The organism is Oenococcus kitaharae DSM 17330 (assembly GCF_000241055.1).
GTDB classification, from domain to species: Bacteria; Bacillota; Bacilli; order Lactobacillales; family Lactobacillaceae; genus Oenococcus; species Oenococcus kitaharae.
Genome location: NZ_CM001398.1, coordinates 950,585 through 964,508 on the forward strand (window position 1 = coordinate 950,585; position 13,924 = coordinate 964,508).

The 13,924-nt window shown below is 37.0% G+C and carries 17 protein-coding genes, 1 tRNA gene and 3 pseudogenes; 7 read left to right on the top strand and 14 right to left on the bottom strand.

What is annotated here, in order from left to right; genetic code table 11:
* The first annotated feature begins 113 nt into the window (after window positions 1-113).
* Window positions 114-1,166: an alcohol dehydrogenase AdhP gene (gene adhP / locus OKIT_RS04690; protein ID WP_007745756.1), complete on the top strand. Its 1,053-nt coding sequence runs from the start codon at window positions 114-116 to the stop codon at window positions 1,164-1,166.
* Between the two features lie 50 nt (window positions 1,167-1,216).
* Here adhP and OKIT_RS04695 read toward each other — a convergent pair whose 3' ends face one another.
* Window positions 1,217-2,392 (bottom strand): AbrB/MazE/SpoVT family DNA-binding domain-containing protein, encoded by a 1,176-nt coding sequence (locus tag OKIT_RS04695; RefSeq protein WP_007745757.1) that lies wholly within the window; start codon window positions 2,390-2,392, stop codon window positions 1,217-1,219.
* Window positions 2,393-2,527: 135 nt separating this feature from the next.
* Here OKIT_RS04695 and OKIT_RS04700 point away from each other — a divergent pair.
* Window positions 2,528-2,615: transfer RNA gene (locus OKIT_RS04700), tRNA-Ser, on the top strand.
* Between the two features lie 269 nt (window positions 2,616-2,884).
* On the opposite strand, the gene OKIT_RS04705 is transcribed toward OKIT_RS04700, so the two are convergent.
* Window positions 2,885-3,244: a helix-turn-helix domain-containing protein gene (locus OKIT_RS04705; protein ID WP_007745758.1), complete on the bottom strand. Its 360-nt coding sequence runs from the start codon at window positions 3,242-3,244 to the stop codon at window positions 2,885-2,887.
* Between the two features lie 29 nt (window positions 3,245-3,273).
* On the opposite strand from OKIT_RS04705, the gene OKIT_RS04710 reads away from it, so the two are divergent.
* The 4 genes from OKIT_RS04710 to OKIT_RS04725 all read left to right on the top strand — a co-directional run bounded on the left by OKIT_RS04710 (window position 3,274) and on the right by OKIT_RS04725 (window position 6,669).
* Window positions 3,274-3,570: a DUF739 family protein gene (locus OKIT_RS04710; protein ID WP_040610075.1), complete on the top strand. Its 297-nt coding sequence runs from the start codon at window positions 3,274-3,276 to the stop codon at window positions 3,568-3,570.
* 56 nt (window positions 3,571-3,626) lie between these two features.
* Window positions 3,627-4,619 (top strand): hypothetical protein, encoded by a 993-nt coding sequence (locus OKIT_RS04715; protein WP_007745762.1) that lies wholly within the window; start codon window positions 3,627-3,629, stop codon window positions 4,617-4,619.
* Window positions 4,620-5,367: 748 nt separating this feature from the next.
* Window positions 5,368-5,889: a GNAT family N-acetyltransferase gene (locus OKIT_RS09385; RefSeq protein ID WP_007745764.1), complete on the top strand. Its 522-nt coding sequence runs from the start codon at window positions 5,368-5,370 to the stop codon at window positions 5,887-5,889.
* A 465-nt stretch (window positions 5,890-6,354) separates the two neighbouring features.
* The gene (locus OKIT_RS04725) at window positions 6,355-6,669 is read left to right on the top strand and encodes a hypothetical protein (protein ID WP_028291648.1); all 315 of its coding nucleotides are present in this window, start codon (window positions 6,355-6,357) and stop codon (window positions 6,667-6,669) included.
* 69 nt (window positions 6,670-6,738) lie between these two features.
* On the opposite strand, the pseudogene OKIT_RS09770 reads toward OKIT_RS04725, so the two are convergent.
* The 11 genes and pseudogenes from OKIT_RS09770 to OKIT_RS04765 all read right to left on the bottom strand — a co-directional run.
* A pseudogene (locus OKIT_RS09770) lies at window positions 6,739-6,828 on the bottom strand (restriction endonuclease subunit S); the annotation flags it as partial.
* Window positions 6,797-6,904: pseudogene (locus tag OKIT_RS09515) on the bottom strand (helix-turn-helix domain-containing protein); the annotation flags it as partial. The pseudogenes OKIT_RS09770 and OKIT_RS09515, both read right to left, overlap by 32 nt.
* Complete coding sequence (locus tag OKIT_RS04730) at window positions 6,901-7,323, bottom strand: sigma-70 family RNA polymerase sigma factor (RefSeq protein WP_007745766.1); 423 nt, start codon at window positions 7,321-7,323, stop codon at window positions 6,901-6,903. The gene OKIT_RS04730 and the pseudogene OKIT_RS09515, both read right to left, overlap by 4 nt.
* 329 nt (window positions 7,324-7,652) lie before the next feature.
* Window positions 7,653-7,841, bottom strand: coding sequence for a cysteine-rich KTR domain-containing protein (locus OKIT_RS09520; RefSeq protein ID WP_081466745.1), 189 nt, complete (start codon window positions 7,839-7,841; stop codon window positions 7,653-7,655).
* 21 nt (window positions 7,842-7,862) lie between these two features.
* Window positions 7,863-8,513 carry an ABC-2 transporter permease gene (locus OKIT_RS04735; protein ID WP_007745767.1) on the bottom strand — a complete coding sequence of 217 codons (651 nt, stop codon included), beginning with the start codon at window positions 8,511-8,513 and terminating at the stop codon, window positions 7,863-7,865.
* Complete coding sequence (locus tag OKIT_RS04740; RefSeq protein ID WP_028291649.1) at window positions 8,513-9,247, bottom strand: ABC transporter ATP-binding protein; 735 nt, start codon at window positions 9,245-9,247, stop codon at window positions 8,513-8,515. The genes OKIT_RS04735 and OKIT_RS04740 overlap by 1 nt, the downstream gene beginning before the upstream one ends.
* Before the next feature lies 1 nt (window position 9,248).
* Entirely contained in the window at window positions 9,249-9,464 is a 216-nt protein-coding gene (locus OKIT_RS04745; RefSeq protein WP_007745769.1) for an AbrB/MazE/SpoVT family DNA-binding domain-containing protein, read from the bottom strand.
* Window positions 9,465-9,702: 238 nt separating this feature from the next.
* Window positions 9,703-9,939: a restriction endonuclease subunit S domain-containing protein gene (locus OKIT_RS04750; RefSeq protein WP_028291650.1), complete on the bottom strand. Its 237-nt coding sequence runs from the start codon at window positions 9,937-9,939 to the stop codon at window positions 9,703-9,705.
* Complete coding sequence (locus tag OKIT_RS04755; protein WP_007745770.1) at window positions 9,932-10,111, bottom strand: PDDEXK family nuclease; 180 nt, start codon at window positions 10,109-10,111, stop codon at window positions 9,932-9,934. The genes OKIT_RS04750 and OKIT_RS04755 overlap by 8 nt, the downstream gene beginning before the upstream one ends.
* 32 nt (window positions 10,112-10,143) lie before the next feature.
* Window positions 10,144-10,662, bottom strand: a complete 519-nt coding sequence (locus OKIT_RS04760) for an HTH domain-containing protein (RefSeq protein ID WP_007745771.1) — start codon at window positions 10,660-10,662, stop codon at window positions 10,144-10,146.
* Window positions 10,655-11,218 (bottom strand): annotated as a pseudogene (locus OKIT_RS04765) (replication initiation protein); the annotation flags it as partial. The pseudogene OKIT_RS04765 and the gene OKIT_RS04760, both read right to left, overlap by 8 nt.
* Before the next feature lie 268 nt (window positions 11,219-11,486).
* On the opposite strand from OKIT_RS04765, the gene OKIT_RS04770 reads away from it, so the two are divergent.
* Window positions 11,487-11,819 carry a hypothetical protein gene (locus tag OKIT_RS04770; RefSeq protein ID WP_007745774.1) on the top strand — a complete coding sequence of 111 codons (333 nt, stop codon included), beginning with the start codon at window positions 11,487-11,489 and terminating at the stop codon, window positions 11,817-11,819.
* Between the two features lie 546 nt (window positions 11,820-12,365).
* Here the strand turns inward: OKIT_RS04770 and OKIT_RS04775 are convergent.
* Window positions 12,366-13,232, bottom strand: a complete 867-nt coding sequence (locus OKIT_RS04775) for a virulence-associated E family protein (RefSeq protein WP_050804051.1) — start codon at window positions 13,230-13,232, stop codon at window positions 12,366-12,368.
* Window positions 13,233-13,924 lie beyond the last annotated feature (692 nt).

Consider the following 13,924-nt stretch of genomic DNA (forward strand, 5'->3'; position numbering starts at 1 on the left):
TTTTCACAATGTTTTTATTTTCACAAATGTATGCTATATTGAGTTTGTAAATTTTTGTACAAACTAATACAAAAATCGAAATAAACTACCTAAAAAAGAGGTCGGAGACAAAAATGAAAGCAGCTCTTGTTCGAGAAAAAAATGATGGATTTGTTGATTTAGTAGATGACTGGGAGCCTCGTAAACTGGCTTTTGGTGATGCTTTGGTCGATGTTGAATACTGTGGTTTATGCCACACGGATTTGCATTGTGCAAGTGGAGATTTTGGTGATCCTAATACCATGGGAACGCGCAACGGCAGTTGGCGCCGTGTTATCGGTCATGAAGGTGTCGGTATTGTTTCTAAACTTGGTGAAGGTGCGGATCAGTATTTGAAAGTCGGTGACCGTGTTTCAATTGCTTGGTTCTATGATGCTTGTGGTGTGTGTGATTATTGTGTTTCAGGCAATGAGACGTTCTGCCGTAAGGTAAGAAATTCTGGCTATACTGTTGATGGTGCGATGGCTCAACAAGTTGTTGTGAACGCAAAATATGCCGTGAAGGTGCCATCCGATTTGGATCCAGCGGCTGCTTCTTCCATCACGTGTGCCGGTGTCACGATGTATAAAGCATTGAAAGTCGGTGAGACGAAGCCTGGCCAGTGGGTATCAGTCCATGGTGCTGGCGGACTTGGTAACTTGGCTGTTCAGTATGCACACAATGTTTTCGGTGCACATGTTGTTGCTATTGATGGCAACCCTGATAAATTGGAAGCCGCTAAAGAAAACGGTGCCGATATTATTGTTAATCGCAAAACTGAAGATGTCGTTGCTAAAGTTAACAAATTAACTGGTGGTGTTCATAATGCCCAAGTAACGGCTGTCAATGATGCAGCCTTCTCTCAAGCTGTTAACGTTCTTCGCCCATTGGGCAAACTAGTTGCCGTTGCATTACCTCAAGGCGATATGGCTTTGAATATTGCTAAGACAGTCTTAGATGGTATTGAAGTTCGCGGTTCTTTGGTTGGCACACGTGCAGATTTGAAAGAAGCCTTCCAGTTTGGCGCTGAAGGCAAAGTCACACCAATCGTTGAAAAAGTTGATTTGAAAGATATTAATGATGTGATTGAAGAGATGAAAGAAGGTAAAATTACCGGACGTAAAGTCTTTGATTTTACTCATATGTAAATCTAAAAAGAATGATTAAAAAAGCTCTGGTGATTTCTTGCCAGAGCTTTTTATTTTATTTCAATCGTGAAGATTTCGGCGTTTTCCAGGTAGAGGTTATTTAAATTCTGCATTAGTAAAATTAACCAGCCAAAAGCTAGCCCAAATGAAATGATTTCAAAAGCCGTTAGCGACAGGTAATGAACCCACTGAAACAAGATTTCCGATAAGGCTAGCAAGCCGGCAAAACCATAGGCTGTTAGCAGAAATTCTTTTGTAATACCTGGCAGCAACCAGCGAATACCAATAATTATCAGTAGAATAAATACAACAAGCAGATTGGATGTCCACCAATGCAGCTGATGCAGCCAATCGATGGCGCGATTATTTTGAAAAACACCGACTAACCCGAAGGCGATTGACGAGCCTGTCAGCAAAATCCGTAGAATCCGTGTTTGAATTGTGATGAATTTAGGAATTAAAGACAGCAGTGAAAAAATATAATCAATCAAAGTCAGCATAATCGAGGCTGAAAAAATGAGGGTGAAATTAAACTGCCACCAGTTGTTTGATAGATTAGAACCGAGGTAGGAGAAATTAATTTGCCACCAATTTTGCTGTTTATTTGTAATCATGGATAAAAAGATGCCGCCCACTAGGGTCAAAATCAGCGTAGTCGTGATTGTAGAGAAATTAATCGATAATGCAGCATTCATCATTAAATAACAGGAAATGCCCACAAAACCGGCTATTAAGGCTGAACTGGTATAACGATCAAGCATGACGCCATGGAAGGCTAAATCGATGAAATAAAAGCAGAATGAAGTGATTGAGAAGTTCAAAATCGTAAATGCGATTGATAATGTCAGAACGGATCGAATTTTGCTCCAAAGGCTGGCCATGACTAATTGTTTGCCGCCTAACAGAAGCAGTGCAGCTAAAAAGACAACAAAACCAAAAACGACAGCTAGATAGATGGTTATTTGACTGATCGAATTTCCACCTGATAGTTTAACGTAACGTGTTTTTTGAATGAAAAAGTTGATTAGTGCAACAACGCCAGCCAACAGAGCAGGCAGCATAAACCATCGCAGTGATTGTGTCTGGCTATTGGCTTTTTCAGGTTTTGGTTGAATAATGATTCGGTCACGATCAATTTGAGCCAGCAATTCATCACCGTAATTCAGGGACAATTTATCCAAAGCTTTCTTTGGAATTGAAATATGTATTTGCTGATTTTCTACCACGCACTAATTCTAAACTATTTATGACTTCATTTAGGCTCAGGATGAGGCGTGCCTGATTCCTTTTATCAAGCTTTTTTGAAAATTTGGACGATTAGCTGACTTTTGATAGACTAAAAGTGTAGAATATTTAAGTTCGGATGGATACCCAAGTGGCTGAAGGGGTCGGTCTAGAAAACCGATAGGTCGTGTATGCGGCGCGAGAGTTCGAATCTCTCTCCATCCATAGTGATATGTTGACAAGGCGCTTTAACCGCATGGTTGAGCGCTTTTTGTTTATATAAGGGTTATGGATAAGTTCTTTGGTTACGAAGAAAAGTAATCAAAAAAGTAATCAAATTTATTAAAAAGAAAGGTCAGTAAATGGCTTCATGGATATGGTCATATCCCAATATTAGTAAAAAGACAGGAAAAATTTTCTTGTCTTTTTACTTTCCATATAATATTGGCAACAACTCACAATTAAACAAATTAATAGTTAGATTTTACCGAGTCTCATGAATCTGCTTGTCCTTGTTTATCTTGCACGAAGCGGATGTATGTGAGAATTTGTTTCAGATCTTCTTCACTAATGGCAGGATCAATCGTATTTGCAATGAGTAATTGTGCTTGATTTAAATTGGCAATCTGAGCCTGATTAACAGAATGGTCAATAAAAAACCAACTAGGCTCTTTGTTAAGAGTACGTGCAATATGGATGATTTTGGATTGAGTTGGTGAGCTAACTCCTTTTAGCCACTTAGTGATGGTCGAACGACTTACATCAATTCTTCTCGCAATTTCCGCGTTTGAGAGATTAGATTCTACTACTGCGTCAAATAAATTTTTCCTGAAAAGGTCTTCCGTATACTGCATGCCTACAGTTTAATATATTCAACTTGTGTGTGGTAATTTCAACAATTTTTGCTATAAATGTTGAATTAAACGAAACATTATCTTATATTAGTTACAGTCGAAAGAAGGTGATAGAGATCGAGGGCTCTGATTTAAAATCCAGTTTAGTGAATAAGTTTGGCACACAGGAAAAAGCTGCGAAAGCCTTACATATCAGTCGTTCATCGCTGAATCAGAAACTTAACGGCAAACAAGAATGGACAGCTCAGCAAATTCAGGTTTTAATTCACACGCTTGACATCTCTGATCAAGATATCGAGATGCTTTTTTTTGACGGAAAATGTTGAATTAAAAGAAACGTATTTTTCAGAATATTAATTGGAAACATAGTGAAAGAGGGATAATGGACAAACATAAAAAACCGTTATACAAGCAATTCTGGCTCTGGATTGTTTTGGGACTAGTGACTGTCTTCTTGATATTTCTAAACATGCCAATCGGTAATGTAACACAAAAAAATCAAACTATTTATCGTGTGAACGTTACATCAAGTAAAATTACGCGTCAGGGAGACTATTTATTGCGAGGAACGACTACAGCGCCTGACGGTTCTAAGATCATCGCCACTCCTTACAGCAGAACTAATAAGCATTACACTTCGGTTGCATCGGCAAAAAATTCTGCACTGAAAAGTTGGGCTACCGTACATGGCAAGAAATTTACAGCGTTCATTGATTCGTTTGATGTGATTAATGCTAAAAGACCATGGGTTGGTTATCCAACTAAAACTCTGGTTTTTGCATTAGCTGACTATAAAAAACCTTTTAAGACAAGAAAAATTTCAAAGCAAATAATTGGAAGGGCTAGAAAATACGGTTCTATAAATCTTGGGGTAGATAATAGAGTGGTACAGCATATTACTAAACTCAACGATTTGCTTCAGTCGATTATTAAGAGATCTCACTCCAATTCTTCAACGGATTCATCGTCTAGTGATGATAGCGCCGACAGTTCCTCCACCAACGAAGCGGCCTCATCGTCTTCAGTGACATACCGAACTGACATTACCTATGATCAATTAGCCCGGACACCGGAAAATTATAAATATGCTGATCTTACACTCACAGGCAAAGTCATTCAAGTGATGGAAGGTACTAATGAGACTGATCTGCGCGTAGCCATTGACGGTAATTATGATGATGTCGTTTTTTTGGCTTATGATCCATCCATTATGAACGGATCGCGGATAATAGAAAACGATAAAATTCAGTTTTACGGAACGAGTCAAGGAACCACCACTTATACCTCAACTATGAGCGGAGACATCACAGTGCCATTAATTTTTGCTGATAAAATTAACGATCAAGGCCCAGCACCGGACGATTACGGGGATTAAAGCTTTCCCTAGATAGAAATATGAACATGAACAAGTTGTCCGATTAGAAAAACAGAATATGTAAGAATCAAAAAGTTCTCATTTATTTGAGGGCTTTTTATTTATTGAATAAGTATTTAAATTGGTTTAGTTTTCTAAAATCATTAGCGGATGGAACAAAAAATAAATTCCGGAATTATATCTGGCAAAATCTGAGAAAGTCTTAGAATATATACCACCAATCTTTTGAACTGCATATTAATTAAAAAATAAAACGGGCTTATCACACAGGTACTTGCACACCGTTCAAATAAATTTGGTATGAGTTCAGAAAAAAAGATAGGGGGGTTACCGTGTCTAATAGAGCGTTCATATAACCGTCTGTCTGTGTTAAAATGCCAAAATTAAAACTTTTTTATAGGCTGATTTAGCGCTATAAATGCCCATATAACGGCGTTTGATTGTCTCTAGGGGTCACACAATCTTTAGCTGTTGCTAGTCTATCTGCCTTCACTAAAGACGCTATGAGATCAATCAGATAAAAAAATAAATAAAGGGGATGCCAATGCCTTAACAGCGGTCTTAGTAGCCATAAAATACACAAAAAACAGCCAAAAATAAGCGATTATTTGCCATTATTTGCCATTATTTCCAGTTTTTCAGCACTTTTCTAGATTAAAATTAGCGGCAATGTAAGATTAAATTTTTTTGATTATATCTTTAGAAGATAGCTGCCCATATTTATATAAATTTATTTGAAAGGCTGGTAATGGAAACAATGGGGATCCATGTCGCAACTAAACGATTATATCTGCGTGAATTTGTAGCGTCTGACTTGGATGCGTTGTATGAAATTCTAGGCGATCAGGAAGTCATGTACTTTTGTGAGCCCGCTTATAGCAAAGAAAAGACCAGCCGGTTTTTACAGGACTTTTGTATTGCCCGTCAGCCGAGGGCTGCCTACGCCTGTATTGAAAAAACTAGTAATAAATTGATTGGGTATATTTTATTTAACGAATATGAAAAACGTGTTTATGAGGCTGGCTGGTTTTTTAATAAACGTTATTGGCGACAAGGCTATGCCTTTGAAATATGTTCTGCCTTATTTAACTATGCTTTTGCTCAATTAAAAGCACATAAGATCTTTGCCGAAACTATTGACCCTTTAAAGTCGGCTGGCATGATGAGAAAGCTGGGTATGCAACTTGAAGGCATACAGCGTTTGCAAACACACAATCATGAGGGTGCTTTTGTGGATCTATATTTGTATGGTTTGTTAGAAAAAGAATAATTTTTTGAAATCAGATTTTTTACCAACATAGATCCAATAGGGACTTTTATTATTAGCTTGTAAAAATTCTGGGTGTTATGTTCTAAAACGGGTAAAATATTACGGCATGTTTAAAACAAGAATGCCATTAGATAGGCGTTTGTAGGCTTGACGCCCCCTACCTAAAAAATTTTGCAAAATTGATATTTTTTGCAAGTCAGGCATGCTGAGTACGGTCCCCTTTTGAAACGCACTCCCGGGGGCTTAAGTTTATTAGCAGTCTATTTTATGAATTGACCCCCTAAATTTCATTTTTTGGCAATTTTACGTAAGGCGGTATCTATGCACCGTTCTCTTTTCAGCAGCACCATAGCCCCCGTATGGCTCTATATCATGACTTTTTTCTTAAAGATGTATAAACACACGCGAATGACCTAAACGTGCTGTAATCGCCATTTTTTGCCTTCTGCGAATTAAAATAGACTTATGAGTGATAAGTTTGTTATTAAAACTGTTCGCATCCTTTGCCAGAGCCTGCACTTCTATCGAATTTGCCCTTGGTATGTGATTGGCTTTGCTGACGGCAGCACTGCATCCTGTCCTGACTTAGCTGCAGCTGTTAGTGGTGCTTTAAAAGATTGTCCGCTGCTCACAGCAAGATATACCAGTCCTGAAGCGAAAAACACCTTTAAACTTGCTTTGTCCTCAAAGGATATCCAAGCCAAAATCGTTCTAAAAGGTATCGAAAAAATGACGAATAGAAGAAGTCATTTTTATAATATGAAAATAAATAACCCCTGATATCTACATTATAGATATTAGGGGTTATTCTTTCAATGTTTTCGAGGGGTGATTTGTAAGTTATAGCCCCTATACAAACATATTTTGTAAAAAGCCTTTTTTCTGTTCTTTCAACAAATCTAACTTACGTTGATGAAGAGCGATAGTGCCGGATAATCTGATTGATTGCTTCCGCATTGCCGTCAGTAGCCTTTACAATGAGAGGAAAGGGAACAAGAGGATAATGCTTTTTCATTCTTCAAATTCCTCCATAAACTTTTTCATCATGGCAAGTCCGCTGGTTCTGTGTCGGTAAACAGTGGAACGGTTAAATTTTAGCATGTCAGCAATTTCTGAATCGCTCATATCCATAAAATAGAACAGGAGCAGAATATCCCGTTTGTTGCTTGGTAAAGCCCGTAATGCTTCACTTAGCAGGTCATTCTCAATCCCGATGGATATGCCATTCAGCATAAAAACCTGAAAATCCGTTGAATAACTGTCTGTTGTGGCAAACTGGTTGACAAGATAATCGCCAATTTCCGAAAAGGACACTTCATGCTTTGCCAGTCTTGAAAGCTGTTTGAAATAGTCTTTTCGTTCATCTTCCATAGCTCGTTTGCAGATATAGTCAAACTGATTTTCTATCGTTGCCTGAAAAGATGATGGTTTCATTTTCTCACCTCCTTTCTTTGGATTGAAAGGAAGTGAGTTTTGCTCCTTTGCCTCCTTTCACTCTTAGTCCCGACGTGAAAGGGGGATTTGTTGCATTGCCGGTCAAAAAATTTTCGGACAAATAAAAAACACACAAACAGATTGCTCTCTGTTCATGTGCTTTGCCGGTTTTGATTATGATTGTTAAAAAATATGGAGGATTCTTTTGTATAGATTGTGGTGTGTTATGTTCGTAAATAATCGCCGTATAAAATCGGCTTGTAATATATATTTTTCATGGTAATTCTCCTGATAAAAATAGCCGATAACATAAGATTTTATATCTTACATTATCGGCTCTGCGTCTTTGCGTCCGGCTCTTTAATGATTGTGGTTTTTAACTCTTTTATATTGACCAAAGTTTCTAATTTACACTTAGGACAGTAAAGAGGAAAATTTTTTAATTCGGTATCTTTTCGTAGTTTTATCCTCGTTTTACTTTTACAAATAGGGCATAACAGCCAGTTTATTGTATCCAATCACTACCTCCAGCATTTTGATTACAAATCGATTTCTTCAAAGTTTTTAATAGATTTTTTATATGATAACCATGTACATAACATAAATAAGACGACACCAATTACGAATACAACAATTTGTGCTGTACTCACGTTTGAAAGCTCATTCAGACTCTTTAAAGTAGGAATATGATGCAATATTTCCCCCATAACTACTACAATAAAACTTACTATGCAGAATATTACAAAAGGCTTTCCAATCTTGTAAGCTGTTTTAAAAAAACCTGCGAGAAAAATGCTGTTAAATGCTGCAAATACAATCATTACATATCCAAGATAAGCCGCATTTGCACTCATCAATGGATTTATATCATAAGGAGCAGTATTCCCTAAAAATTTCATCCTAATAATCGTTAGCAATGTACATAAGATAAAAGCCATCAATTCAATAAATAAAACAAATAGATATTTGGCTGTAACCACGTCTTGTTTCTTAACCGGCAACATAACCGTATATGTTATATCATCATATTCTCTCAACTGCTGGTAAGTATAGAAAATGCCAAGGCAGATAAAAAAGGAACCGACAAGAATGGGGTAACGTGGAATCATCGTCATAGCCGAAAAAATAATAAACCAATAGCTCAAAGGATTTGCTGTTAGTTTCAATTCCTTATAAAAAAGTTTTTTCATCACAAATTCACCTCTTCTCTTTCGATATGCACCATAATATCTTCAAGTGACGGTGTACCACCTATTTCTTTTGTGTAATAACGGATAAAATCTTCTTTTTTCGTAGATAAAAGCAATTCTCCATTTTTGATGTAGGTAATCGTATCTGCACATTTATCTAAATCACTGGTGATATGGGTAGAAAATAAAATTGCTACACCTTTTTCAGCAAGCTTCCGGAAAATTTCATTCATTTCATCTCTGGACACCGGGTCAAGTCCACTTGTCGGCTCATCCAAAATTAAAAGCTTGGCATGATGAGAAAGAGCCAAGGTAAGATAAAACTTCACCTTCATACCCTCAGAAAGATCCATAAGCTTTTTATTTTCGTCAAGATTAAATGCAGTGAGATAATGATGATACTCCTCGTCATCCCAACTATCATAGAAAACACGAGTAATTGCCACAATTTCTTTTATCTTTTTCCTTTTATAATAGCTGACTCCACCTACTGCATAGCCAATCTGCTGTTTAATTTTATCCTCATTATCTAGATAGTCCATTCCAAGAATACGAACACTGCCCGCATCGGGATGTACAAGATTTAGAATAGATTTAAGCGTTGTTGTTTTACCTGCACCGTTTCTACCTATGAATCCCATAACTTCACCAGCTTCAATATGAAAGTTAATGGGTTTTAGTTCAAAAGTTGGATAAATTTTCGTGAGGCTATTCACTTCCAGTATATATCCCATATCATTCATCCCCTTTCTCTTCAAAAGCCTCTTCCATCAGGTATGTGAATGCTTCTTTAGGTGGTATAGCGATACCTCGTTTTTCATCGCCAAGAAGCAAGATTGTATCACCGGGTTTGATATTAAATACTTCTCGTGCCTGTTTCGGTATTACTATCTGCCCTTTTTCTCCAACTATTGCTGTCCAAGCATATTTGCCTTTTGGTATTTTCGTCATAACGGTCTCCTTTTTGGTATGTTTAGTATGATTTGTATTACTTATTATACCATTTAAAATCTCAAAAAAAAAGCCCTGATGATATCATAAAACTCACTACGACTACACCAGTATACTTAACAATTTCAAAAAATTCTGTAGTCTTTGTCCTATAGACTTTCCTTAAAAAAACATAACTACCTTTTTCAAATGCTTTTGTTTGAATCTAATGTCATTTTTTAAAGTTCTGTTGATAAAACTATCTTGAATAAATTAAGACTTCTATTCTCGTTGTAGCGAAAAAGAATAGAAGTCTTACAATTTTAAAACTCTTTATTTCACCAGAACGAATAAATGGAATATCGCCTTTATAGTAACTAGAATTTCCAGCTGAAGGAGTCCCCCCAGAAAATGAAGTTGTAAATTCCCCTAACTTACGTTCTTCCCAATCATCACTGTAACCATTAAAGCGAATTTGAGGCACTTTATTACTCATGATTGCCCCCCAACGGAGTATTTTCTAGTCGTTTACGATTGTTGGCATTCAGAATATCTCGCCAGTGATCATATAACCGATCAACTGTTACACCAGAATAATCTGTTAGATATTCCCAACCTTCACTCTTTAGCTTGTCAATTACAGCTTGTTCAAATTTATCTTCCGCCATTTAACTAGTCTTCTTTTCTTTTTTAGTTGTAACTATTTACCAAAACGCCACCACTTTTTAGGTTTAGGTTGTGACTCCGGGGTGCTATTTTCAGGTTCCGGTTGTTTGTCTGACGTCACTTCTTTTTCACCATCATCATGCGGTGCCATCGTTAAGGCTTTCAAGTCCTTAATTTCTGCCTTGTATTCTTCGAGCAGTTGTTTGTCCTGTAAGGCCAATCTTTGTTGCTGATCTAGTAACTTATGTAACTCTTTCTTTTCAGATTGCATTTCTGATACTAAATTTCGAAGGAATTTCACTTCATCTTGTCCATCAACCGCATCTTTTTTGTTGTCGTCAACATCATCTTTTTGTTGACGGTATCTTGTTGACGAATCGTTTGAGAACATTGCTTTAATAGCTTTTTGCCCATCAACATCAACGTAAACAGTATTGCCTTTTGTTGATGTAAATTGACGTAAATCGATTGACGCATCTCTTTTTATCTTTTGCCATATAGCCTGCTTTGAAACGCCCAATTCATCAGCAAGTTCTCTAATAGTTTTAGGCATGATTTCCAAACCCCTTTCGGAGTTCAGCAAGTGCTTCTTTTCGTGCTTGATCTCTTATTTTTTTATCGTGCTCGGCCTGTTTATCAGCCAATGCTTGTTTCTCAGTGGAGCCTAAAGTCAACCCCTTAACTTTGTCAATGGCACGCCATTTTTCCTGCTCTGTTAATTCACCATTATGCTGAATGTTAAATAGTTTTTGACGTTCATCTTGAAATTGACCTTGTGAGAAGTCGTTAGCGTCTTTCTTTTCAGGCTTCCAAGTAAAAGAATACCCAATCACTGGTTTCCCGCGGCCTTTACCATATTTCTTTCGAACAGTTAGGCCTCTAAAAAGAGGGGTCAATTCTTCTCTGATTGGTTTAAGAACGTATCTGTCAACGTCTCCCGGTTTTTTCCAATAACTTTTAGGAATATCAAGTAACTCAAAAAAATCTTCTTTTGATAAAAAAGCATAACCGGTTGTTCTGAAACCTTTTAACAATCTAAAAGCAGTTTTAGCATAACTGCTTCGAAGATCTCTAAATTCCGCTAAAGCATATCTAACCCACGTGTCTAATTGGATTGAAGTCAATATTTGAGACAGATTTTAAGAGACATTCAGAACCGCGTTTACCTTCCACAGCTCAAATAAATCATTAATCGCGATTAATAACTTATTTGAACCCTGGAAAGCATTAAATCAGGCGGCCATTTGGCTCGTAAGTGTTGCAATTTCAACTTGTAAGGGGGTCTGGTAGCCCAGTGAACTATGAATTCTCTTCCTAGAAAATAAGAATTATCTAAATGAAGGAAACACTATCTCGTTTGGGCAAGATACCGCAACAATGTTTTATCAAGAAAAACCATATTTTACTGCTGACAAAATAAAAATAGTTGTGCCAAAATTTACAGGATTTGATAATACTATTGCACAATTCTTTATCACGTCTATGTCAAAGAGCTTTTCAACATTTACTTGGGGTAGTTCCAGCTATAATGTGAAAATCATTAATGCGCAAAAAATAAAGATACTAATTAATTCGAACGGGCAACCAGACTATGACAGGATGAGATTATTCATTAGAGCTATGCAAAAATTGATAATCAAAAATGTTGTTCAATGGCAAGATAAACAGATTGAAGCTACTAAGCGTATTGTCAGCGAAAAAAATAAATAAAAAGAATTTTGGAAGTTATCAAATAAAGGCAATGAAACTATGCCTGGTATCTTACATAAGAGTCTAGTTGCTGTTTTAATAAGTCCTTTCCTACATCCGCTTTGATCTGAATCAGTTAGGCAACGAGATACAAGATACGAACTATAAAGGTATTGTGCTGCCTATTTAGCGCATCCCCATTGAGGATAATTTTTAACATATCAGGTCAAAAACTAACATGGCTAACATGGCAACTCACACGGACAAACCCAGTAACCACGGGCATTAGAAGGGTAAATGTTAGTATGTTACCTGTTTTTGTCCAAACTATCTATAATCACTTTTTATTTTTTTATTTTTTTATTTTTTCTATCTCCAGACTTTTAGAGAAAAATAACTAACATTTTAACATGAATATCTCAAAAACGCCTTTATAGCAAGGCTTGCGCAGTTTTCACAATGTGAGTTTTTTGCATTTTATGTTAGTTTTTAGCCGTTTTATGTGAATTATTTGATCTTTTATGTGAGTTATTTTGAGTTCAGACAATAAAAAAAGACCTTTCGGTCTTAGGCTTTCATTTTTGTGTAGCCTTGTAAATGACTCCAATTAGCATATTGCCAATCGGGTTTAGCTGCCATAATCATGTTGATTTCATTTCTGATTGTTGTCCTTTCTTTTGGCTTGAGATATTGCTGATCTGTACGAACTATAACCTGTTCTAATAATTCTCTTAGCGAGAAGTGTGTACCGACTGTTGTCCCTGCTAAGATATCATCCAAGCTGTCTGTCACGTCATCGCTTGCCAGATAATCATTTTGCAAACTTTCGATCTGTTTGGTTTCGGCTTTGGTCGGGAAGATTGTATATCCATCACGATACAGAGAAACGGCTTGTCCCCAGAGCTGTGTTATCTCGTTATGAAGCTGATCTGTTTGACTAGGGTCTGTGATATCGGCTGTGCGCTTATCAGCGTTAGGATGTAAAACAAAGTATCTACGGTTACCAGTCCGATCCTTTAACGGTAGCGGGTCATTAGTCGTCATGCCGATAACAAAGTTCTTAGCGTACTTACGGGAAGTTCTTTCATAAGGTGCTCTGAACTGCAAAGTTGTTTCTGTGATAAAACTCTTCGTATCTTCAAAGCCTGTATGCTTGCTTGCCTTCATCTCATCATCGTTCACGATCCAAGCACCTAACATAATGGCTTGATTGTCTTTGTCCTTAAAATCGCTGACATTATCTGTATACCATTCAGGACGAACGGCTAACTTATTGAAGAAGGTTGTTTTGCCAGTGCCAGGAGCACCCTGCAAAAGTAAAACAAAGTCGAATTTAGCTGTGGGCTGAAAAACCTTTGTGACTGCGCCGACTAGCCAAATAGCAAACATTCTTACATTGATGTCTGTCTGTTCCACGCCTAGCCATTTAGTCATAAAGCCTGTGGTTGAGGCATTTCTAAGTTTTATAGGGTTGTGGATAAGTCCCTTGGTTACTTAAAAAAGTACCCAAAAAAGTACCCACGTTTTTTAAGAAAGTGAGGCAAGTAAATGACTCACAATGACAATCAATCTCTAAATTAAATTGAGCAATCATGCCAAAAAGAAGCGTCCATTAAAGGGCACTTTTTTTGTTTATAATCGGTCAACTTTAAGTTCATTGGATGTCAACCCAGAGTTCATAAATATGGCCTTAAAACACGATAAACGCTTAGCCGATACACATTCAATCGTGATAGAAAGCCGATATCAAGGCGTTATTAGCCAATATGCGCTTGGTCTTGTTCACAAAAGCAAACATTTTCTGCATATAGCGTAGCGGTCAACCTATTTGATAAACGTTAAACAATATATTGCAAAGACCTAGAGATATGAAGTCATTACGTATATGGGTATAGGCTGATATATACAACATTTACCAACATTTACCATGTCATCATTGCCGAAACGAATACCAGTTAATCGAATGATCCAAGGCTAAAAATCACGATAAAAATCTTGCCTATAAGTCTCGGGTAACTCATGAATTATCGGACACCAAAATTGCTTATAAACGCCTAAATAGAGCGGTTTTTTCTGAATTAGTGGAGGCAAGTTAGATACCTTTAAAATCTCTAGTAATTCATGAA